At 35.3% G+C, this 22,058-nt stretch carries 20 protein-coding genes; 16 read left to right on the plus strand and 4 right to left on the minus strand.

The window, feature by feature from the left end; translation table 11 throughout:
* Positions 1–98 precede the first annotated feature (98 nt).
* The 14 genes from E0F89_RS10445 to E0F89_RS10510 all read left to right on the plus strand — a co-directional run bounded on the left by E0F89_RS10445 (position 99) and on the right by E0F89_RS10510 (position 16,100).
* Positions 99–1,142, plus strand: coding sequence for an N-acetylneuraminate synthase family protein (locus E0F89_RS10445; protein ID WP_131909722.1), 1,044 nt, complete (start codon positions 99–101; stop codon positions 1,140–1,142).
* A gap of 127 nt (positions 1,143–1,269) precedes the next feature.
* Positions 1,270–1,608, plus strand: coding sequence for a GIY-YIG nuclease family protein (locus E0F89_RS10450; RefSeq protein ID WP_131909723.1), 339 nt, complete (start codon positions 1,270–1,272; stop codon positions 1,606–1,608).
* A gap of 439 nt (positions 1,609–2,047) precedes the next feature.
* Entirely contained in the window at positions 2,048–3,169 is a 1,122-nt protein-coding gene (neuC, locus tag E0F89_RS10455; RefSeq protein ID WP_131909724.1) for a UDP-N-acetylglucosamine 2-epimerase, read from the plus strand.
* Positions 3,170–3,949: a class I SAM-dependent methyltransferase gene (locus tag E0F89_RS10460; RefSeq protein ID WP_131909725.1), complete on the plus strand. Its 780-nt coding sequence runs from the start codon at positions 3,170–3,172 to the stop codon at positions 3,947–3,949. It begins immediately after the preceding gene.
* Positions 3,942–4,757 (plus strand): hypothetical protein, encoded by an 816-nt coding sequence (locus E0F89_RS10465; protein WP_131909726.1) that lies wholly within the window; start codon positions 3,942–3,944, stop codon positions 4,755–4,757. Before E0F89_RS10460 ends, E0F89_RS10465 begins: the two co-directional genes overlap by 8 nt.
* A 25-nt stretch (positions 4,758–4,782) precedes the next feature.
* On the plus strand, positions 4,783–6,180 hold the full coding sequence (locus tag E0F89_RS10470) for a hypothetical protein (protein WP_131909727.1): 1,398 nt from the start codon (positions 4,783–4,785) through the stop codon (positions 6,178–6,180).
* Positions 6,173–7,267, plus strand: coding sequence for a glycosyltransferase family 4 protein (locus tag E0F89_RS10475; RefSeq protein ID WP_165930008.1), 1,095 nt, complete (start codon positions 6,173–6,175; stop codon positions 7,265–7,267). The genes E0F89_RS10470 and E0F89_RS10475 overlap by 8 nt, the downstream gene beginning before the upstream one ends.
* A 30-nt stretch (positions 7,268–7,297) precedes the next feature.
* Entirely contained in the window at positions 7,298–8,731 is a 1,434-nt protein-coding gene (locus E0F89_RS10480; protein WP_131909729.1) for an MBOAT family O-acyltransferase, read from the plus strand.
* Positions 8,732–9,367: 636 nt separating this feature from the next.
* On the plus strand, positions 9,368–10,243 hold the full coding sequence (locus E0F89_RS10485; RefSeq protein ID WP_131909730.1) for a hypothetical protein: 876 nt from the start codon (positions 9,368–9,370) through the stop codon (positions 10,241–10,243).
* A 2-nt stretch (positions 10,244–10,245) separates the two neighbouring features.
* Positions 10,246–11,391, plus strand: a complete 1,146-nt coding sequence (locus tag E0F89_RS10490; protein WP_131909731.1) for a glycosyltransferase family 4 protein — start codon at positions 10,246–10,248, stop codon at positions 11,389–11,391.
* A gap of 6 nt (positions 11,392–11,397) precedes the next feature.
* Complete coding sequence (locus E0F89_RS10495; protein WP_131909732.1) at positions 11,398–12,942, plus strand: glycosyltransferase family 2 protein; 1,545 nt, start codon at positions 11,398–11,400, stop codon at positions 12,940–12,942.
* Positions 12,939–13,934, plus strand: coding sequence for a glycosyltransferase family 2 protein (locus tag E0F89_RS10500; RefSeq protein WP_131909733.1), 996 nt, complete (start codon positions 12,939–12,941; stop codon positions 13,932–13,934). The genes E0F89_RS10495 and E0F89_RS10500 overlap by 4 nt, the downstream gene beginning before the upstream one ends.
* 22 nt (positions 13,935–13,956) lie before the next feature.
* Entirely contained in the window at positions 13,957–15,093 is a 1,137-nt protein-coding gene (locus E0F89_RS10505) for a glycosyltransferase family 4 protein (RefSeq protein ID WP_131909734.1), read from the plus strand.
* Positions 15,090–16,100, plus strand: coding sequence for a glucosamine inositolphosphorylceramide transferase family protein (locus E0F89_RS10510; protein WP_131909735.1), 1,011 nt, complete (start codon positions 15,090–15,092; stop codon positions 16,098–16,100). Before E0F89_RS10505 ends, E0F89_RS10510 begins: the two co-directional genes overlap by 4 nt.
* Positions 16,101–16,342: 242 nt before the next feature.
* Here the strand turns inward: E0F89_RS10510 and E0F89_RS10515 are convergent, their stop codons facing one another.
* Genes E0F89_RS10515 through E0F89_RS10530 form a run of 4 tightly spaced genes read right to left on the minus strand, consistent with a single transcriptional unit; the run spans position 16,343 to position 19,478 of the window.
* Positions 16,343–16,978, minus strand: a complete 636-nt coding sequence (locus tag E0F89_RS10515) for a class I SAM-dependent methyltransferase (RefSeq protein ID WP_131909736.1) — start codon at positions 16,976–16,978, stop codon at positions 16,343–16,345.
* 19 nt (positions 16,979–16,997) lie between these two features.
* Positions 16,998–17,384 (minus strand): GtrA family protein, encoded by a 387-nt coding sequence (locus tag E0F89_RS17550; RefSeq protein ID WP_131909737.1) that lies wholly within the window; start codon positions 17,382–17,384, stop codon positions 16,998–17,000.
* On the minus strand, positions 17,365–18,327 hold the full coding sequence (locus tag E0F89_RS10525; RefSeq protein WP_131909738.1) for a glycosyltransferase family 2 protein: 963 nt from the start codon (positions 18,325–18,327) through the stop codon (positions 17,365–17,367). The genes E0F89_RS17550 and E0F89_RS10525 overlap by 20 nt, the downstream gene beginning before the upstream one ends.
* Positions 18,328–18,329: 2 nt before the next feature.
* Positions 18,330–19,478: a hypothetical protein gene (locus E0F89_RS10530; protein ID WP_131909739.1), complete on the minus strand. Its 1,149-nt coding sequence runs from the start codon at positions 19,476–19,478 to the stop codon at positions 18,330–18,332.
* A 127-nt stretch (positions 19,479–19,605) separates the two neighbouring features.
* On the opposite strand from E0F89_RS10530, the gene E0F89_RS10535 reads away from it, so the two are divergent.
* Both E0F89_RS10535 and E0F89_RS10540 read left to right on the plus strand, forming a co-directional pair.
* Positions 19,606–20,685 (plus strand): glycosyltransferase family 4 protein, encoded by a 1,080-nt coding sequence (locus E0F89_RS10535; protein ID WP_131909740.1) that lies wholly within the window; start codon positions 19,606–19,608, stop codon positions 20,683–20,685.
* Positions 20,682–22,058 carry an O-antigen ligase family protein gene (locus tag E0F89_RS10540; RefSeq protein WP_131909741.1) on the plus strand — a complete coding sequence of 459 codons (1,377 nt, stop codon included), beginning with the start codon at positions 20,682–20,684 and terminating at the stop codon, positions 22,056–22,058. The genes E0F89_RS10535 and E0F89_RS10540 overlap by 4 nt, the downstream gene beginning before the upstream one ends.

Genomic DNA, 22,058 nt, shown 5'->3' on the forward strand with positions numbered 1-22,058 from the left:
CTCATTTTCATTAATCCAACACCAACAATGAAAATATTTTGGTTTCAACAAAAAGTAGGAACATTTATTAAAAACAAAGTTAGATTATACCACGAAAAATGAATCCATACATAAATATATCAGGAAGAAAAATAGGGCCAGATTTTCCTCCCTTGGTCATTGCCGAAATCGGGATTAATCACGAAGGTTCTTTGCAAGTGGCCAAAGAGATGGTCGATGCCGCACATCGTGCAGGAGTGGAAGTGGTCAAACACCAAACCCATATTGTGGCAGATGAAATGAGTGGTGCTGCCAAGAAAGTGATTCCAGGTAATTCCGATGTTTCTATTTATGAAATTATGGAACGTTGTGCGCTTAATGAAGCCGATGAACTGGAACTCAAAAATTATGTCGAGAGTAAGGGGATGATTTTTATTTCGACTCCTTTTTCTCGAGCTGCTGCCAATCGGTTGCAAAAATTTGACATTCCAGCTTACAAGATAGGTTCCGGAGAGTGCAACAACTATCCTTTATTGGAACACATTGCTTCTTTTGGAAAACCCATTATTTTGAGTACGGGGATGAATACGATAGAAAGCATTCGCAAAGCAGTAGCTATTTTTGACAAACATAAAGTTACATTTGCGTTGTTGCACACAACCAATTTGTATCCAACACCCGTTCACTTGGTGCGTTTGGGTGCGATGACGGCCATGCATGAAGCCTTTCCGGATAAAGTATTTGGGCTGTCAGATCATACCTTAAATAATAACGCATGTTTGGGAGCTGTTTCACTTGGAGCGAGTATATTAGAGCGTCATTTTACAGATACCATGCAGCGAACTGGACCTGATATTGTGTGTAGTATGGATGAACAAGCTACTGCAGCATTAATTCAAAGTTCGAATGAAATTTGGCAAATGCGCGGTGGTACTAAAGAGCCAGCTAAAGAAGAGCAGGTAACCATTGATTTTGCTTTTGCCACGGTTTGTACCATCGCTCCAATTAAAAAAGGGGAAGTGTTTACTATAGAAAATATTTGGGTCAAACGTCCTGGAACGGGTGAGATATTGGCGGCGCATTTTAATGATGTTTTGGGTAAAGTTGCTATGCGAGATATAGACAATGACGAGCAATTGGGGTGGTGCGATATTGAAGAATAGAAAGTATTAGAAGTAAAGGGTCTCGACTGCGCTCGACCTGACAAATGGCAGTAGTTAAACAATGAGTTTTAAAGTAATACAATTGTCACATCGAGCGCAGTCCAGATGCTTTTAAAATTAATGTTTTATGAAATTCTATTACGTTTATATACTCAAATGCAAGGATGATTCTTTGTATGTTGGAATTACTTCTGATATTGAAAGAAGAGTAATTGAACACAATGCGGGTAAATATCCGGAGGCTTATAGCCATTCCAGAAGACCGGTGACATTAGTCTTTTATCAGGATTTTACGGATCCAAATCAGGCCATTGCCTTTGAGAAGAAAATAAAAAAATGGAGTAGGGAGAAAAAACAGTGTTTAATAGATGAAAATTTTGATAAATTGCAGGACTTATCCGAGTGCAGGAATGCGACACATTATAAATACAATCTGAATAATGATTTGGATCTTGAACAGGAATAAAAGGGTCTCGACTGCGCTCGACCTGACAGATTGTAGTAGTAAAGACATTATGTTGTCACATTGAGCGCAGTCGAGATGCTTTTAAAAAGAGAAAGTTCCTCTGTGTTGAGCGAAGTTGAAAAGTCGATACGACAACAGAGAATAGTAGTAAAAAACCATAAACAGGCGTCTCGTCCTTCGGCTTCGCTCGAGATGACCCGCTCGACGTGACAGAATATACAGTTGGCACATCTAGCCCTTCGGCTTCGTTTAGGACAGGCTTAAGAAGAGATATTTAATGATAAAACAGTGAGTCTCGACTGCGCTCGACCTGACAATTAGTATCAGTTAAGGAATTTGGCTGTTTCATAGAGTGTTTCATCTCGAGCGCAGTCGAGATGCTTGTGTTTAACCGGTAGTAATATTTAACATTAAATAAAAGAATTATTTCAAGAATTAAATGAAAAAAATCCTATTCCTCACCGGAACTCGAGCCGATTTCGGCAAAATAAAATCACTGATTCAAATTCTGGAGCAACAACAAGGATTTGAAGTTTTTGTGTTCGTGACGGGGATGCACCTGCAAAAAGAATACGGCTATACGCTCATTGAAATTGAAAGATGTCATTTTAAGAATGTGCATACTTTTGAAAACCATACTCATGAAACTACCATGGACTTGACCCTGGCCAAAACCATCGAAGGGCTTTCGGCTTATGTAAAAACCATCAGTCCAGATATGATACTGGTGCACGGAGATCGGGTAGAAACCTTGGCAGGCGCCATAGTAGGATCGTTGAACAATATTTTGGTGGCGCATATTGAAGGGGGTGAAGTTTCAGGAACCGTTGATGAATTGATACGGCATAGTGTAAGCAAGTTGAGTCACATTCATTTTGTATCCAATGAAGCAGCAGCCAAACGCTTGAAACAAATGGGAGAAATAAAATCTTCTATTTTTACTATCGGCTCCCCCGATATCGACATAATGTTTTCGGAAACATTGCCTGATTTAGAAACGGTCAAAGAGTATTACCAAATCCCTTTTAATGCCTATGCCATTGTCATGTTTCATCCCGTAACTACCGAGGCGAAAGAAATGCAGCAATATGCCGATGATTTTGTGGATGCCGTGCTTAATGATACCCATAATTACGTGGTGATTTATCCCAATAATGATTTGGGGAGCCAATATATCATTGAGGGCTATAAAAAACTGAAAGATAATCATCGATTCCGAGTTTTTCCCTCCTTGCGTTTTGAATATTTTCTGAGCTTGTTGAAAAACAGCCAGTTCATTATTGGCAACAGTAGTGCCGGAATTCGGGAAGCTCCTTATTATGGCATTCCGATTATCAATATTGGGACACGACAACAAAATAGGGCTGTGCATTCCGATATACTGAATGTAGATTACGGTATTAGTACTATTGCCGCAGCCTTGAAAATAATAGACCAGCATCAAGTTAAAAAAACAAAGACGGATTTTGGTCAAGGTAATAGTGCCCAATTGTTTTTGGAATCCATCGAAAATCAAGACATTTGGAACGTCAATCACCAGAAACAATTTAGAGACAATTGAATGAAAAATTTTATTGATAATTTTAAGTCCAAGTTCACTTCCCATCAAAAAGATAGAGTAAAAAGTAGTATCAACAATTTTAGAGCCTACTTTGCTTCTAATAACTTGACCACTTTAGCTAAAATTTATCGTTCAGATAAGTGGGGTAAACATTTTTACACACCTCATTATCAAAGCCATTTTAAGACATTCAGGTTCAAGACTATCAATCTATTAGAGATTGGAGTTGGTGGATATGAAAGTCCTTTTGCAGGAGGAAATTCACTTCGAATGTGGAAAAAGTTTTTCCCATTTGGAAAAATATATTCTATTGATATTCATAATAAAACACCCCACGAAGAACGAAGAATAAAAATCTTTCAAGGAAGTCAGGTTGATGAATTGTTTCTTGCTTCTGTTTGTGATCAAATAGGAGAATTTGACTTAATAATTGATGATGGGAGCCATATCAATGAACATGTAATTCAATCCTTTGAATTTTTATTTCCAAAACTTAAAAAGGGAGGGATTTATGTAGTGGAGGATACTCAAACTTCCTATTGGGAGGATTATGGAGGAACTTCAAAAGATTTTAATTGTAAAGGGACAATTTATCATTATTTTAAATCTTTAATTGATGCTCTTAACCATCAAGAATTTATGATTCGAAGCTATGAAAAGTCATATTTTGACAAACATATAATAGCTATGCATTTTTACCATAATATGATTTTTATTTATAAGGGAAATAATGATGAAGCCTCAAATTTTCTTGTTAACAATATGAAGAAAAATGGATAATACCACTATTGCAATTATCACCACTGTAATCAATCACGAACTCTATCAAAAGAGTTCCCAATTGTTTCCTCAAAACATTCAAAAATATGTTATTGACGGTACAAACGGTATGTATGGTCTTGACAGTATTTTTTATATGATGAAAAAACTAAAAGGCAAAGGCATTGAATGGCTAATAATGGCAGATGAAGATGTGTTGTTTATTAATACACAAGGTATTTTTTCTATAATTGAAGAAATGAAATTGAATGAGTATCTGATAAGCGGAGTTAGAGATGGAGGGGTTATTCAAAATAGACATAAAAGCCCTTATGTAATCAATACTTTTTTTTCTATAATCAATTTTAAAGAGCTAGAATTAATTTGGAATAAGCAAGAGGTTTTAAAAAATCAATATATTTTACCAGATGAATTTGATGATGATTTAAAAAATTTAAAGGGAAATTATGAAACAACAAGTTTGTATGAACTCTATTATTGTTTTTATTTTTGGTTGAGAAGAAAAGAGAAAAGATTTTTTTTTTTAGATGCTACAACACCATTCTGCGAAGATGGCTTGACAACTGCGGTTAAAGACGAAAAGGGAGAAGTATTCCTGTACCATACTTGGTATGCACGTGCTTATGGAAAAAGTAAAACACATACTGAGAGAATTAATAAAATATTCGAATTGCTTAAATTTGAAAACAAAATTATACCAAAACCAATCATTTTTAAACACAAAACTTTTTTCATGAAAAGAAGTGCTAGAAAATTATTCAAGCGAGTTCAAATGAGAATTGAGATAATTTTAAATCAAAAACCATAATAATCAGTAATCATATATTATTTAAATGAAAAAACTAGGCATAGTCATCACAGATGGTGTTGGATTCCGTAATTTTGTAATGAGTGATTTCTTAGCAGAAGCCAACCTGCAATTTGATACTATTATAATCTATTCGGGGCTGCCTATTAGTGTTTATCCTGCTGTTTTATCATCAAGGATCACTATAAAGGAATTGGATGTTTTTGTAGAGGGCAAATGGACGTGGTTTTTTAGGAAATGTAAGGAACTGGCGCATTTACAAAAGTATAAATCTTTTTATGGAATGAAAGACAACTTGCATTCTGGGTATCCTAAAACGAACTCTGCCCGATCCCTTTTAGTCAAAATCATTTACTTTTTTACCCAAACAATTCACTCTTCTGCCAGTATTTTGTTTGCGGAAAAATTACAATTTTTGTCTTTTGCTAAGCATAAAATAACGGCAGGCTATATTCAAATGTTGCGAGAAGATCAACCTAACCATATTTTTTTTACGCATCAAAGACCTTCGTATTTAGCCCCTTTTTTATATGCGGCGATTGAATCTAAAATATCGGTTAGCAGTTTTATTTTTAGTTGGGATAATTTGGCTTCCAAAGGCAGGATGTTGGGGACTTTTAATTATTTTTTGGTGTGGAGTGATTTAATGAAAAAAGAGTTGTTGTATTTTTATACGAATGTAAAAGAGGAACAGGTAAGAGTTGTGGGGACGCCTCAATTTGAGCCTTATGTGATGGATAAATACAAAACAGAAAAACAGGATTTTTATTCTAAGTTTACTTTACAAGATAGTAAAAAAATAATTTGTTTCAGTTGTGCTGATGCCAGTATTGGAGCGAATGACCCTGTTGTGATTCGGACTATTGCCAATGCCATACGAGAAGATAAAATTGGAATTCCTTGTCAACTTGTTGTACGGACATCTCCAGCAGAAGGCCCAGAACGATTTGCTGTTATACAAAAAGATTTTCCTGAAATTATATGGAATACCCCAAAATGGATTTTGACTAGGGAGAATCATGCGGAAAGCTGGTCACAACGCATTCCTAGTGAAGAGGATATCAGGGATTTACGTTCTTTATTAGAACATGTTGATTTGAATATTAACATGTGCTCTACGATGAGTTTGGATTATATGTTATTTAACAAACCGGTAATTAATACTGTTTTTGGTAATCCTGAAAATGGTTTGTATGATGACCAACGGTTCTTAGGATACGATCATTTCAAAAAAGTAGTTGATAGCCAATCTGTGAGTATTGCAAAGAATCCAATGGAGTTGATCGATCAAATTAAGGAGGCTTTAGCAAATCCTTCGGCTCGAACTAAAGAGAGAAAGGCTATGATTGACTTACAAATAAGTAAAAAATTAAATGGAACCAGTGCGCGCATTGCCGCTACTTTATCAGAATGGAATGACTGAGTTAAAAAAAATAGCTGCACTTTGTAATTATGAACTGTTACCCGAAAGAGTAGGTGGAATGGATTACTTTTTTTGGCAGTTTGACAGCAAATGTAAAGCAAATGGTATTCAGGTAGATTGGTTTTTTCCGAATCAATCGGATCATGGGGAATACGCTACTTTAACGGTTTTTGACAGTGGATACGAATCTATAGAAAATTATTTTCTTAATTTCTGCAAAACAAATGAAATAACATATACGCATATCATTACTCATTTTATCGAATTATGTACTCCTTTTTTTTACAGAATTAAGCAGTTGTCCAAAGCGAGAATAATTGCCGTAGATCACAATCCAAGACCACTTTCCGGCTATCCTTTAAAAAAGAGAATAGAGAAAAGAATTAAAGGAATTTTGTTTTCCAGATATATTGCTGTTTTTGTAGGCGTTTCTGATTTTTCCAAGCTCGAATTAATCAAGGAATTTGGATCCCAAATTGGGAATAAATCAATTGTAATTCTTAATGGATTAGATAATAGTAAATTTAGAAAGAAGTTAAATTTTGAATTCAATAATAAATTTATTGTCGCTTCTCATCTCAGAAGGGACAAAGGAATTCAGGATTTAATAGTAGCTGTAAAATATTTAACGGATAACCATGAATATGATTTTCTAATAGATATATATGGGAGCGGTTATTTTGAAATGGAATTGAAAAAGATGATTGAGGATTATTCGCTTCAGAAATATTTTGATTTCAAAGGAAGTGTAGCTAATTTAAATGAGATCTACTGTAATTATGATTATTTAATTCATCCATCTCATGGAGAAACATTTTGTTATTCAGTTGTCGAAAGTTTAATGTGTGATTTACCAGTTATAACAACAAAGGATCGAGGAAATGTATTGAAATTAGTAGAGAATAACAAAAACGGTTTTTTGTTTGAGGCTGGTCAAGTTAATCAGTTAAAAGAAATTTTAGTTGAAATTTTGAATAATGATTCTAGATTAACTAATTGTTCTGTGGGGAATAAAAAAGTAAATACTCTAACTTTAGTAACAATGGTTGATCATCATTTGGCTTTGGTTTTACCGAATAAATTTTAATTTTACATAGTCAAACCTGTTTCAATACTTATGTTTTTTAACTCCTTATCCTTTGCCATTTTCCTGCCTATTGTATTTGTGTTTTATTGGTTTGTTTTTAATAAAACCAAAAGTGCTCAAAATGCAGTGCTCATTATCGCGAGCTATTATTTTTACTCGTGCTGGGATTGGCGCTTTTTGTTCTTGCTGGTTTTCTCTACTTTTTTAGATTATTACACCGGTATAATGATAGAAAAGGCTAAGACGGAACTAGGAAGGAAATTTTGGTTTTGGTTGAGTATCAGTGTGAATTTGGGTTTTTTGGGAACCTTTAAATACTATAATTTTTTTGCAGATTCTTTTTCGGAATTGTTGAATGGGTTCGGGTTGCAAACAAGTCCTTTATTGCTGAACGTGATTCTGCCAGTTGGTATTTCTTTCTATACGTTTCACGGGTTATCATACGTCATCGATATTTATTTAAAAAGAATCAAAGCCGAATATAATTTTGTCGATTACTCGTTGTTTGTCAGTTATTTTCCATTGTTGGTGGCGGGTCCTATAGAGAGAGCGACACATTTACTGCCGCAGGTGAAAGTAAAAAGAACTTTTGACTATCAAAAAGCCAAGGAAGGCGTTTATCAGTTTATTTGGGGCCTGATAAAAAAAGTAGTTATTGCCGACACCTGTGCGACTTATGCCAATGCGATTTTTGATAATTATCAATCGATGAACTCCTTGTCACTGGTTCTTGGAGCAGTTTATTTCGCTTTCCAGATTTATGGTGATTTCTCCGGTTATTCAGATATGGCATTGGGAATGTCTAAATTATTTGGAATTGATTTGTTACGAAATTTTAACTATCCGTATTTCTCGAGAGACATTGCCGAATTCTGGCGGCGCTGGCACATTTCGCTTTCGTCTTGGTTTCGGGACTATCTGTACATCCCGTTGGGAGGAAGCAGTGGCGGCACGGCGATGAAAGTCCGCAATACGTTTATTATATTTTTAGTAAGTGGGTTTTGGCATGGCGCCAACTGGACTTTTATTGCCTGGGGTTTTATCAATGCGTTGTATTTTTTGCCGTTGTTGCTGTTAAAAACGAATCGTTCCAACATGGAAACGGTTTCATTGCAACGGGACTGGGCATCGGTGAAAGTTTTTTTCAGCATACTCAGTACTTTTACATTGACATGTCTGGCCTGGGTGTTTTTCAGAGCAAAATCGATAACAGAAGCGGTTGACTATATAGGTCGTATTTTTACAAATCGAAGTTTTGTTTCCCAATACCTGCAAAACGAACGCTACAATTATGAAATCATTATTTTAGTCGTTGCTTTTATTGTAGTCGAGTGGAACAGTCGAAAACAAATAGAACCGATTTCCGGAAAATACAGTTATTTGAAATTAACGTTATGCCTTGCGGCGATCGTGGCATTGGGAACGTATTCCGATTATAAAGAATTTATTTATTTTCAGTTTTAGAGGGGGGATTTTCGTTTTACCCCGGCCCTAAAGGGAGCCGCAAATTAGGACGTTTGGTGGTTGTTTTCGTTTTACCCCGGCCCTAAAGGGAGCCGAAAATTACGACGTTTGGTGGTAGATTTTCGTGTTGCCCCGGCCTTAAAGGGAGACGAAAATTAGGGGGTTTGGTGGTAGATTTTCGTTTTGCCCCGGCCCTAAAGGGAGCCGGAAATTAGGACGTTTAGTGGTAGATTTCGTTTTGCCCCTGCCCTAAAGGGAGCCGAAAATTTAGGACATCGTGGAATGCGATAGTGATGTATTTCTTTTTCCCACCCTTTAGGGTTGGGGCAAGGAAAAAGAAATAAAGGTGGTTAATTTTCGTTTTGCCCCGGCCCAAAAGGGAGGCGAAAATTTAGGACATCGTAGAATGCTATAGTGGTGTATTTCTTTTTCCCACCCTTTAGGGTTGGGGTAAGGAAAAAGAAATGAGATAAATTTTCGTTTTGCCCCGGCCCTAAACGGAGCCGAAAATTAGGGCGTTTGGTGGTCAGTTTTCGTTTTACACCCGCCCTAAAGGGAGCCGAAAATTCTCGACATCTCGGGAAAGGAAAAAAAATAAGGTTACTTACGATGAAAAATTAATAATAGAATTTAACAATGAAGCAGTTTTTAATTTTTACGGTCAAAACCTTGTTGCTACTTTTATTACTGGCAGTAGTTCTTGATCTACTTTATATTACCGTTTATCTGCAATCTTCTGATCGAGGAAAAGTTGACTACATTTACAATTCAAAAGGACGGCATTATGATGTGGTGATTTTGGGATCTTCCAGAGCCAATAATCATTTTGTCGCACCCTTGTTTGAGAAAAAAGGACTGAAAACTTTTAATTTTGGAATGAGCGGGTCGCATTTATTTGAAGCTTCTTTGATGCTGAAGCTAATGATGGAGCGTAAGTATCATATTAAAAATATCATATTGGAAACCGATCTGAATCTCTCTAATGAAAAGAGGGATGATGGCGTTTCTGCCAAGTTTCTCCCTTATGTTCATCAATCGAAAACCATTAGAAATCATTTTTCACAAGAAGCCGACTTTCAAAAATTATTGTTTATTCCTTTTTACAGATATGTGGCTTTTGATTCTAAAATAGGGTTTAGAGAGTTCTATAAAACAGCAACTAAGGCGCCAACGACCTATTTAGCTCATTTAGGGTATTATCCTTTAGGAAATAAAAAAGGGAAGATGAAAAATAATCTCTCTAATTTAAAACCGCTTCATAATAAATACTATGAAGAAATTAAAGAAATTTGTAGAGCCAATAATATTAATCTGATTGCCGTGATGACGCCGATGTGCACCAATACAAAAGGAATCGATTATTTTAAGAAAGTGAGTGCTTTATATCCGGAAATACACAATTACGAGAACGCGGTGGAAGGGGATCAGTATTTTTCTTCCTGTGGGCATCTGAATGATACCGGAGCAAGATTGTTTACTGGTGTAATTATCAAAGATTTTTTTAATAAATAACCATGAAAATAGCTTTTTTAACACCGGAATATCCACATCTAAAAACAGGAAGTTCGGGAGGAATAGGTACCAGTATCAAAAATCTGGCAATGGGACTTTTGGCCGAAGGCTGTTCGGTTCGTGTTTTAGTATATGCCCAAAAAGAAGAAGGTATTTTTTATGATAACGGTATTTGTATTCAACAAATCAGAAATGTGAAATTTAAGGGATTGTCATGGTATCTCACCCGAAAAAAGCTTGAGAATATCATTAATACTTTATATGACAATAAAGAAATTGATTTGGTAGAAGCGCCGGATTGGACGGGAATTACGTCCTATGTATCTCCTAAAAAATGCCCGGTTGTGATACGATTAAATGGCTCAGACACTTATTTTTGTCATTTGGATCAGCGCCCCGTAAAATGGGTGAATCGGTTTCATGAAAAAAGAGCGTTGAAAAATGCTGATGGGTTGCTTTCTGTGAGTCAGTTTACCGCCGATACCACAAATGAGGTATTTCATTTGGATAAAAAGTTCTCTATTATTCCAAATGGTATAGAAATGGATATCTTTAGCAATAACAATTATAATATCAATAATAATAAAAACACCATACTTTATTTTGGGAGTTTAATCCGAAAGAAAGGATTATTGGAACTGCCCTTTATTTTTAATGAGGTGGTCGCTAAAAGGCCAGAGGCGAAATTAATTCTGGTAGGGAAAGATGTTCCAGATATTATTTCGGGGCATTCTTCCACTTGGCAGATGATGAAATGCCTCTTTTCTCCAGCTGCCCTGCTGAATGTGACTTATTTAGGAGCTGTGACGTATGATGAAATAAAAAATCAAATTAGCAGCGCGACGGTTTGTGTATTTCCTACTTTTGCGGAAGCCTTACCTGTTTCTTGGATTGAAGCCATGGCATTGGAGAAACCTATTGTAGCTTCAGATATTGGATGGGCTCCGGAAGTGATTGATGATGGTGTCAATGGTTTTTTAGTACATCCAAAAGAGCATTTGCACTACGCTTCTAAAATTATTCAGTTGATGGAAGATGCTGATTTACAAAAAGAATTTGGTTTAGCGGCAAAAAAGAAAGTTAGCGAAAAATTCAGTATTGAGAAAGTGGCGCAACAGAGTTTAGTTTTTTATCAATCTTTAATTTAGTAACTTTTGATTCTAGTCTATCATTTAGAGAATAAAATTACCGAAGTAGTAAGCAGGAATAATCAAGAAATTAAATTTGATTGTAAAGGTGCAATTTCGGCTGGCTTGATTAGGTTAGCGGTGGCATTTCCTGATGAAAAAATAGTTTGGTGTCATTCCGCTTACAAGCAACATCTTGCTCTTGAAAAGATAGAAGCTCTTCTTCATCACAATAAGATGATGCTCTCGTTTCGACCGAAATCAAATAATTTTTTTGATAATTCCATCGGATATGTAGAGGAGTCTTTATTTATAAACATCAATAAAAAAGTGTCGTATCCTACGTGGCAAATGAGTAGTTATGTTGGGGTTATTCATACTTCTGTTTTGAATGCGGTAAGTGATAGAATAGTTTGTGACCCTGATTTTGATTATTATTTGAGTTCACTGGCTAAGTTATGTATGCCATTGGGATTGTTGTGCTATTCCGAACCACAGCTTTTGAAGTCGGTAGAAATAATCGATTCGCCTGCTACAGCATCCAGCTTTACACTTTTTCGTTTCGTGAAGCAACATTATAAAACAAGATGGGTGTTTTTGTTAGCGTTTAATTTGCTTTTATATGAGCGTAAAATTTTGTTTTATCCTTTTATTTCCGCACTTTTTACTAAAAGAAGATTTAACAATAATATAAATATAGATGAAATTGTTGTTAATTCATCAAGAGTAATTACAGATAAAGGAACTATAGATGTCATAATTCCAACAATTGGAAGGAAAAAATATTTGTATAATGTGTTAAAAGATTTTTCAAAGCAAAGTCTTTTACCTGAGAAGATTATTATAGTGGAACAAAATCCAGAACCATTCAGTAAAAGTGAATTGGATTATATAGAAACAGAAAAGTGGCCATTTGAAATACATCATATTTTCACGCATCAGGCAGGAGTTTGCAATGCCAGAAATTTGGCTTTGAGTCAAACTATAAGTGAATGGGTTTTTTTAGCAGATGATGATAATCGATTTGACGCTGATTTACTAAAAGAGGTTTTTCAAAAAATAAAAAAATATGGTTGCAAGGTAGTTACAACATATTATCCTCAAATAGGAGAGAGAAAATCACACCACAAAGTAATACAGTGGCCTACTTTTGGTGCTGGTAATAGTTTTTTAAAAAAAACTATTTTACAGCATGTAAAGTTCAACATGGCTTTAGAATTTGGTTATGGTGAAGACAGTGATTTTGGGATGCAATTGCGAAATCAAGGAAACGATGTTTTATTTTTGCCAGAACCTTCAATATTGCATTTAAAAGCGCCAGTTGGAGGGTTTAGAACGAAACCAATAATGCGTTGGCATAATGAAAAGATTCAACCAAAGCCTTCCCCTACAGTGATGCTGTATTTGATTACGCATAACACAAAACAACAAAACTTAGGGTATAAAACTGTTTTGTTTTTTAAGTATTATAAGTATCAAAAGAGTAGAAATCCTTTTCAATATTTCAAGGTTTTTAATAAACAGTGGAAACAAAGTGTCTATTGGGCTAATCAATTAAAAATAGATTCATGAAATCATCCCTAGTTATTTGTACCTATATGCGTCCCCAATCGTTGCAGCAATTGTTGCAATCGGTTCAGTTGCAAACTTTATATCCGGATGAAATATTAATTGTTGACGGATCCGTAGAGCAGGAAACGAAGCGGATGATCGCTCAAAAGAACATTGTGAACCTGCGGTATTTTTTAGTTTCTGAAGCCTTTCGCGGGTTAACTAAGCAAAGAAATTTTGGATTAAATCAAGTGAATCCTACCAGTGAGATTGTCGCTTTTTTGGATGATGATACTGAATTGATGCCAAATTATTTCGAAGAATTAATAAAAACGTTTGCAGAAAATCCCGAAATTTCTGGTGTTGGAGGCGTTGCGATCAACGAAAATAATTGGACATTGGCAGAACCCAATAAAAAATATAACCCGAAGCGGTATTTTCAGTTGGAGGGATTTGTGTATAAAGAAGGCCAGCGAAATGTAGTACGTAATTATTTGGGGCTACAGTCGAATCTTGGTCCAGGAAGAATGCCTGATTATTCACATGGTAAAACCTGTGGATTTCCTTTAAATGGTAAAACCTATGAAGCAGATTTGCTGATTGGTATGTCATTCGCTTTTCGCAGAAATGTATTTGATTCAATGAGATTCTCTACTTATTTTGAAGGCTATGGACTATATGAAGATGCTGATTTCAGTATCAGGGCATTGCAATTTGGCAAAAATGTAATCAATACAAAAGTGCATTTAAATCACTTTCACCATCCATCCGGCAGGCCTAACCATTATAAATACGGGAAAATGGTCGTACGAAATGGGTGGTATGTCTGGCGAACCAGAAACCCCACCCCTTTATTAAATGCAAAACTGAAGTGGCATGCGATAACGCTGCTGCTGACTGCTGTCCGATTTAGTAATATATTTACAACTAAAAAAAGAAAGGAAGCATTTCTGGAGGCGATAGGAAGATCTGCCGGATGGTGGAGCTTATGGCTTAATCAACCTGAAAAATAATTTTTTAAAATAATTTTTAAATATGACTTTCGTTATCGTAACCCATGTTCCTCACAGTATACAGCAAGACAGGTATTTTGCTTATTCGCCCTACGTACGGGAAATGAATATATGGGGAAAATATGTCGATGAATTGATTGTTGTGGCGCCTGTTAATAAAATTTCAAAAACTGCTATTGATAGTCATTATCATCATGAAAGCATTGAGTTTGTTGTCATTGAAAACTTTAACGTTATCAGTTTTAAATCTTCAATGGCAGCTATTTTAAAAATACCGAAAATCAGTTGGCAGATATTTAAAGCGATGCAAAAAGCCGATCACATTCACCTGAGATGTCCGGGAAACATAGGATTGCTGGGATGTTTTATTCAGATACTCTTTCCTTATACACCGAAAACGGCTAAATATGCCGGTAATTGGGATCCTCAGTCAAAACAGCCGTGGAGCTATCGGCTGCAGAAGTGGATTTTAAGTAATACTTTTTTAACAAGAAGCATGCAGATGTTGGTGTATGGGGAATGGGAGAACAGTTCAAAAAACATAACGCAATTTTTTACCGCAACGTATTCGGAGTCGGAGAAACTGCCGTTGACAGTTAAAAATATAAAAGGAAAGATCCAGTTTGTCTTTGTGGGGACTTTAGTGGTGGGCAAGAATCCATTATATGCCATTCAACTCGTCGAGAATTTGTCGAACAAGGGATATAATGTTCATCTGGATTTGTTTGGTGAGGGGGAACAGCGATCTCTTTTAGAAGAATATATTCAGCAGAACGTTTTAGAAAAAATTATAACTTTGAACGGAAATCAGGCGCCGGAGCGTGTAAAAGAAGCGTATCGAAACAGTCATTTTGTAGTGTTGCCTTCTAAGAGTGAGGGCTGGCCCAAAGCCATCGCCGAGGGAATGTTTTGGGGTTGTGTTCCGTTGGCAACGGCGGTTTCCTGCGTTCCCTTTATGTTAGATTATGGAAAACGCGGAATCTTGCTGGAGATGAAATTAGAAAAAGATGTCGCAGAATTGGAATCGCTGCTGGGAAATCAGTCGGATTTTGACAACATGCGCAGAAAAGCAGCAGACTGGTCGAGAAACTACACCTTGGATTTCTTTGAACAGGAAATTAAAGGCTTGCTGCGTCAAAAAAAACAAATCGAGCAATGAAAAGATTGTGTTTGTTAGGATTCGTCTTCTTTAGTGTGGCGTTTTTGGCTATAATCAACCACAGAACTCCTTTTCTACAACCCGAAGGTGGGCCGTGGTCTTTAGGATTTGGAGCATCTCAACAATATCCGGAGAAGATTGATCCGGTCAAAAACGCTATTTATTCGATAGAAGCGCTGAAAGCCCAAAATGACAGTACTGTTTTTCTGGCAGATCCTTTTTTTATCAAAGAAAAGGACAGCTTTTATCTGTTTTTTGAACATAAAAAAAATAAATCCAATGCGGATATTGGTTTGTTCACTTCTGGAGATGGGAAAGAATACCAGTACCGCGGAACCGTATTAAGCCAGCCATTTCATTTGTCGTATCCGCAGGTTTTTAAATATAAGAATGAATTTTATATGGTGCCGGAGAGCAAGCAGGCCAGCGTGATCTTGTTGTATAAAGCGCAGCGGTTCCCTTTTGACTGGAAAATATGTGATACGTTGATTAGTGATGTTCAGCTTGTGGATCCTTCGATATATCTTTCGGATTCGCTTAATATTATTGTTGCCACAGATTATCAAAAAAACATGTACATGTACGAAGCGGATTCTTTATTCGGCGAATGGAAATTGCATCAAAAACCTATTGCTTTAATAGGGACCGAGGCAAGAGCCGGTGGGCGTTTTTTTGCCGATGAAAAAGGACTGCTTTTGCCGGTGCAAAATTGTACAAAAGGGTATGGGTATGGGCTATCTTTGTACCGTTTTTCGTTTAAAGACGGAAGTTACAGTACAAAGAGAGAGAAGCCGTTATTTTTGACGGCAAATGAAACGGTAAAAGAATTTAATGCGGGCATGCATCACTTAGACATACAGCGTATCAGTGTCAATCAATACTACTATATATATGACGGGAATCAATTGGCTAGTAGTAACAAGACGTTAAATATCAGGGGACCGCTGAAATGGACTTATTTAGATTTAAAAAACTGGATTTTAAAAAAATGCGAATACTTCAATTAATAGACAGTTTAGAATCCGGTGGGGCGGGGAAAATAAGTATCAGAAAACTTGCTTTGATGAAAAATACATTTTTTAATGTTCAATTTTCATAAAAAAGGATATCTGGATATTTATCAATTAGTTATTTTTAAAAAAAGGAATCCCTTTTCATTCGAAAAGAAATTAGTCCTCAATCTGGTCAAAATCCTACACTATAAATATTTTTAAAAATGAAATGAAAATAATATTTACAAATTAGTTTTTTATTGCGAGCCGTGTTTTTCTGCTAAAATGATTGTCCAAGGCAGAGGTGATTCAATAGCGACTACCCTCCCATATTCTTTTTCAATCAGCTTTATTATAGATTTTTTTGACCAATGATTTAAATGTCCCGGGGTGTTGCCAAAATCTTTTAAATATTTAAATCTACACATATTTAAAAAACGCCAAAGAGGTTCTCGCGGGACACCCAAAATGAGGTATTTTTTAGAAACTCTTTTTAATTCTGCAAGTGCTAATTCTGGATAATCTAAGTGTTCTAAAACTTCTAAGAGAAAAACTAAATCAATTCTGTTATTTTCATAGTTTAATTCATAAATGCTTTCTTGAAAAATAGTTAGATTAGGATTGTTTTTTTGTGCAAGAGGTAGTAAGTTTTCTACATATTCTGAAGCGGTCAAATTAGTTATTAATTTGTTGAGTTTCATTGTTGATCTTCCTTCTCCACAGCCTATTTCATGTGCAGAATTAATTGTTGTAATTTTGTTTAATAGTTTTTCAACCGATTTAAAATAATTTTTAACCAAAAATTTAGATATGAAGTTAGTGTCTTCATATTTACCTGAAAAATTTTCTTTCTCCGGCGTGGCTTTTAATTTGGTGTAATCAACTTTTTTCATTGTAAATTAGATTTTTTATTTAATTGTATACATAATATTTTGATACAATAAATCGTAGAGGCATTAGAATTAATATTGTTATAAAAGTTGATACTATGTAATCTAATTTTAAATATATACCTAAATTATATAATAAATTTGCAACTAGATAAAATATAGCTAAGAAAATACAAAATTTAATTAGTTTGTTTTTTTTATGGCGGGTCTTAAATAAAAGTTTTAATTGAATAAAATAAAGTAATAAATACCAAATCCCATAGGCAACCATGAATGCAATTGATTTATCAATTTTAAAAATGGTGACCATTAAATATAAAGATGAAAATACATATCCATATCCTATAATACTTATTAGTATGTAACGTATTATTTGAGACCGGAATTCTTTATTTTTCAGGATTTTCAAAGTGTGTCTTTTTTAAAAAATATAATATTTTTTCTTGATTTTTTCGGATCCTTCCGAGCATATCAGCCATAAAAGCAAAAATGGTGACAATAGCACTCATTCCTAAAAGAGATAACCCAATGATACCAAAACTTTTATAAGGAGTAATAGTATCGTATATCACCCAATGGGTTAGGGCCCATCCACCGAAAATCACTGCGATTACAAAGGTAAAAAATGCTATTCCCAGAAAAAACTGTAAAGGTTTGTAGTCTTTTAGTGATTTGAAGATTATGGATGAGGTTTTGAAACCATATGTAAATAAATTATTTGCAATTCTTGAAACCCGGTCTTCGAAGTATTTTACGTCTACTGGAATTTGCTCCACTTTAAAGCCTTTATCTAATAAGTCTAAAATAGTTTCATGTGTATACGTAAAGCTACCATGCAAATTTAAACTTAATAAAGTGTCATTAGAATAAGCTCTAAATCCACAAGAAGCATCATGAATTTTGGTCTTACTTACGAAACTCACAATTTTATTTACTTTTTTGTTTCCCCAAAATTTTATTTTAGGCATGTTATTTGGTTTTCCGTTTGAGAAACGAATTCCAATACAAAAATCAGCCTGGTTGTTTACAATTGGTGCCAGCATTTGCGGAATTTGATTAACATCAAATTGACCATCGGCATCTATGCTAACCAGTATGTCTGTTTTTTTTTGTAAAGCATAGTTAATAGCGGTTTGAAAAGCATCTCCAACCCCTTTATTTTTGTTATGGCTCAAAACTGTTGCGCCTCCTTTTTTTGCTTCGGAAACGGTTTGATCGGAACTACCATCATTAACTACTAAAATCTCAATCATATAAAAACCATCAATTGTTTTGGGGATGGAATTAATGACCTTTAATATCGTTTCCCCCTCATTTAGAGCGGGCATATAAATAATTAATTTTTGCAACATGCTTAAAAGATTTTTTTTAGAATTAGGAAAGTTAATCGAATTTCATTTAAAATTAAAAAGACGCTAAGGATTTGAACTATTGTTACAAAATACTTTGGATTTGGAAAGAATTTAGTATAGATAAAAAAGTAACTTAAATAAATGATAGGTAACAAAACAAGCCAATATCTGCTAAAACCGGTTCCTGCTAAAATAAAACCAAGAATAACTAATGAAAAGATCAAGAGTAAATTGAAAACAAGCATACACTTTACTTTTTGATAGAGTCCGAAGAATACGGCTAAAATCAATACTAAACTAATGAAAAAATTTCTGACACCAATAATAGGCACAAATAAAGATATAAATGCTGGTATTCCATTAATACGACTAACTTCATAGTGTTTTTCTAAACCTAATCCACATTTTATATTATACCAAATTGGATTCTCGCCGATTTTGAATCTGTTAAAGTAACTTATCTCACTTAAATTTTGGGATTCAATAATATACACATATTTGAACCAAAATAGTAATGGAGAAACGATTAGTAGTGATAGTAATAGTACTTTCCAAAAATATTTTCTTGAAGTAGTGAAAAATGAATAGTAATAAACAAGAAGTAGCAAACCTAAAATGGCATATAAGTATCTAGTAAATATTAACAAAATAAATAAAATAAACAATTTTTTGAAATTTGATATAGTTTTTGGCTCATTGAAGTAATATATAAAACCCCAAAAGGTGAAAAAAATAATAGATTCTGGATATAAAGAAGGAATAAAAGATATAAAACCAGAAGATATTGTAGTCAATAATATTATACTGTAAATGACTCTTTTGTCTAAGTTAAGTTTGGATAAAGTTAGATAACAAAAGCGAATACCTACAATTGTAAGTATTATATGAAATATTTTATGTAAGGCAAATCCAAGAAAAGGATATTTACTAAAACTAAAAAAGGCCATTAAAAAAGGGATTATAGGTATTACTGTGGAAGGATGATCGGTTTGGTAGTATCTTCCAGTCAATATATTGGCAGAAATTTTTAAATAAGTATTTTCATCTCCTTGAAGTGGTAAAAAAAGATTTCTAAGTGAAATCGTTAGAATTGAAATAAAAAGAAAACTAAATATTTTTTCTCTTTTTATGAAAGATAGTAGACGCTCCATAATTTATTGTTAATCGTGTAAAAGTAGAGCTTTTTATTATTTTAGATGATCATTAGAAATGAATTAAATAACAAGTTCCTTTTTATTTATATTTGCTCGATCGTAATCTTAATAAAGATTAAAAAAAATGCGAATACTTCAATTAATAGACAGTTTAGAATCTGGCGGGGCGGAGCGTATGGCGGTCAATTATGCCAATGCATTAGCCGGTCAGATTTCTTTTTCAGGTCTGATCGCCACACGAAAAGAAGGGACTTTGCTAAATCAGTTACATCCTGGGATTTCCTATTTGTTTTTAAATAAAAAAAGGAGAATAGATTTTAATGCGTTGTTTAAATTGCGACTGTATATTAAACAAAATAAGGTAACTATAATTCACGCGCATGGTACTTCGTTTTTTTTGGCTTTTTTGCTGAAAGCAACATACCCTTCGGTTCAATTGATTTGGCATGACCATTACGGGGACAGCGAGTTTTTATCCAAAAGGCCTTTAGCTGCGCTGAAGGTGATATTGCCTTTTTTTAACGGTATTATCAGTGTCAATCAGAAACTCAAAATATGGGCATCGGAAAAATTAAAGTTTAGCAATACCATTTATTTACCTAATTTCCCATCCGAAAAAAATAGTGTGGACCAAAGAACAGTTTTGGAAGGTGAGGATAGCAAACGGATTGTTTGCCTCGCTAATCTTAGGGAACAGAAGAATCATTTTTTATTGTTGGAAGTTGCGATGAAGGTAAAAGTTACCCATCCAGATTGGACGTTTCATTTGGTTGGAAAAGATTTCAACGATGGATATGCTGCACAAATTAGGCATTTAATCGGGAAGAACAATTTGGGAAAAAAGGTGTTTCTTTACGGCAGCAGGGAAGATATCAAAAACATACTGCAGCAATCCACCATTGCAGTATTATCATCACAGTCAGAAGGGTTGCCATTGGCACTGTTGGAATACGGTTTGGCTAAAAAACCGGTCGTGGTGACAGCAGTGGGTGAAATATCGTCGGTGGTGCAAAACGGAAAAAATGGTTTTCTAGTTGCTTCACAAAGCGTCGAAGCATTTTATGAAGCAATTGTGTACTTGATAGAAAATGAAACCTTGCGAACGAATTTTGGTAATGAGCTGTATGCGACAATTAAAAAAGAGTATTCGGAGGAAGGAGTACTACAGATGTATTTAAACTGGTTGCAAAAGAATTGTAAATGAAAAAAGAAGATCAATCTTATCTCTATTTAATCGCATTTCATATCTGTATCGGATTCTTAATCTATGTAGTGCCGTTTGCGTCAAAAATATATGGGTATTCCATTTTTATATTTGGCATCTATTACATTATAAAAAAGCAAAACCGCAATAATGAAGCGTTGATTGCTGCCGCCTATGTTGTCGGCAGTGAAGTGGTGCTGCGTATGACAGAGGGCAACCCCACCTATGAGATATCCAAATATGGGGTGATGGTGTTTCTCTTGATTGGCATGTATTTCAGCGGATTTTCAAGAAGCGCGGCACCGTACTGGATCTATCTGCTGCTGCTGGTTCCCAGTGTGGTTTTGTCCACTTTTGTGCTTAATTTTGACACCAATATGCGAAAAACAATTGCGTTCAATATTTCAGGGCCTGTCTGTCTAGGAGTGGCTTCATTATATACATTCAGGAGACGAATTTCGCTGGAGCATATAAACGCAATTTTGCTCAGCATGGGATTGCCTATTGTCACGATGATGGTATACCTGACGTTGTATACGCCAAATGTAAGAGATATCATAACCAGCACACAGTCGACGTATGAAACTTCGGGAGGCTTTGGACCCAATCAGGTAGCTACCATTCTAGGACTGGGAATGTTTATTTTTTTCTCCCGAATCATTTTAGCATCCGAAACAAAATTTTTAGTGGCTGTCAATTTGATAATATCTCTTAATATAACCTATCGCGGGATGATTACGTTCTCAAGGGGCGGGATGATTACCGGATTTCTGATGATTGTATTGTTGCTGCTGTTTCTGTATTTTAAATCCAATAGCAATGGTAAGATAAAATTGAATTATATTATGGTGCTAATCGTCTTAGCGATGGCGGCTACTTGGGCGTATACATCATACCAGACCGGCGGTCTGATCGACAAACGCTATGCGAATCAGGATGCGCAGGGCAGGGTCAAAAAAAGTCAGCTGACCGGGCGCGAAGACATTGCTCAGGATGAAATTGCCATTTTTTTGGAAAACCCTATTTTTGGCGTCGGCGTCGCCAAAGGTGTTGAAGTACGGAGATTAAAACGAGGAAATAATATTCCGATATCGCACGATGAAATTACCCGGCTAATGGCAGAGCACGGTATGCTGGGTATTTTTGCGCTGTTGCTGTTGTTTTTTACGCCGTTTTTTTTGTACCTCGAGAACTCGTTCAATATGTTTTTACTGTGTTTTGTTGTGTTTTGGTTTTTAACGATCAATCACGCCGCAATGCGTATTGCCGCGCCCGCCTTTGTTTACGCGCTGGCGTTGCTGAACGTGCAGTTGGGCGGAACGACTATCCGTACGGAAACCGAGCAACAGCCTCAAGGAAGGGTTCTGGCATAA

The sequence above is a fragment of the Flavobacterium caseinilyticum genome (genome assembly GCF_004349085.1).
Lineage (GTDB): Bacteria > Bacteroidota > Bacteroidia > Flavobacteriales > Flavobacteriaceae > Flavobacterium > Flavobacterium caseinilyticum.

What these genes read in the sequence shown, in the direction of transcription:
- E0F89_RS10445 (WP_131909722.1), top strand. Translation starts at nt 99, where the DNA reads ATGAATCCATACATAAATATATCAGGAAGAAAAATAGGGCCAGATTTT.
- E0F89_RS10450 (WP_131909723.1), top strand. Translation starts at nt 1,270, where the DNA reads ATGAAATTCTATTACGTTTATATACTCAAATGCAAGGATGATTCTTTG.
- neuC (WP_131909724.1), top strand. Translation starts at nt 2,048, where the DNA reads ATGAAAAAAATCCTATTCCTCACCGGAACTCGAGCCGATTTCGGCAAA.
- E0F89_RS10460 (WP_131909725.1), top strand. Translation starts at nt 3,170, where the DNA reads ATGAAAAATTTTATTGATAATTTTAAGTCCAAGTTCACTTCCCATCAA.
- E0F89_RS10465 (WP_131909726.1), top strand. Translation starts at nt 3,942, where the DNA reads ATGGATAATACCACTATTGCAATTATCACCACTGTAATCAATCACGAA.
- E0F89_RS10470 (WP_131909727.1), top strand. Translation starts at nt 4,783, where the DNA reads ATGAAAAAACTAGGCATAGTCATCACAGATGGTGTTGGATTCCGTAAT.
- E0F89_RS10475 (WP_165930008.1), top strand. Translation starts at nt 6,173, where the DNA reads ATGACTGAGTTAAAAAAAATAGCTGCACTTTGTAATTATGAACTGTTA.
- E0F89_RS10480 (WP_131909729.1), top strand. Translation starts at nt 7,298, where the DNA reads ATGTTTTTTAACTCCTTATCCTTTGCCATTTTCCTGCCTATTGTATTT.
- E0F89_RS10485 (WP_131909730.1), top strand. Translation starts at nt 9,368, where the DNA reads ATGAAGCAGTTTTTAATTTTTACGGTCAAAACCTTGTTGCTACTTTTA.
- E0F89_RS10490 (WP_131909731.1), top strand. Translation starts at nt 10,246, where the DNA reads ATGAAAATAGCTTTTTTAACACCGGAATATCCACATCTAAAAACAGGA.
- E0F89_RS10500 (WP_131909733.1), top strand. Translation starts at nt 12,939, where the DNA reads ATGAAATCATCCCTAGTTATTTGTACCTATATGCGTCCCCAATCGTTG.
- E0F89_RS10505 (WP_131909734.1), top strand. Translation starts at nt 13,957, where the DNA reads ATGACTTTCGTTATCGTAACCCATGTTCCTCACAGTATACAGCAAGAC.
- E0F89_RS10510 (WP_131909735.1), top strand. Translation starts at nt 15,090, where the DNA reads ATGAAAAGATTGTGTTTGTTAGGATTCGTCTTCTTTAGTGTGGCGTTT.
- E0F89_RS10515 (WP_131909736.1), bottom strand. Translation starts at nt 16,978, where the DNA reads ATGAAAAAAGTTGATTACACCAAATTAAAAGCCACGCCGGAGAAAGAA.
- E0F89_RS10525 (WP_131909738.1), bottom strand. Translation starts at nt 18,327, where the DNA reads ATGTTGCAAAAATTAATTATTTATATGCCCGCTCTAAATGAGGGGGAA.
- E0F89_RS10530 (WP_131909739.1), bottom strand. Translation starts at nt 19,478, where the DNA reads ATGGAGCGTCTACTATCTTTCATAAAAAGAGAAAAAATATTTAGTTTT.
- E0F89_RS10535 (WP_131909740.1), top strand. Translation starts at nt 19,606, where the DNA reads ATGCGAATACTTCAATTAATAGACAGTTTAGAATCTGGCGGGGCGGAG.
- E0F89_RS10540 (WP_131909741.1), top strand. Translation starts at nt 20,682, where the DNA reads ATGAAAAAAGAAGATCAATCTTATCTCTATTTAATCGCATTTCATATC.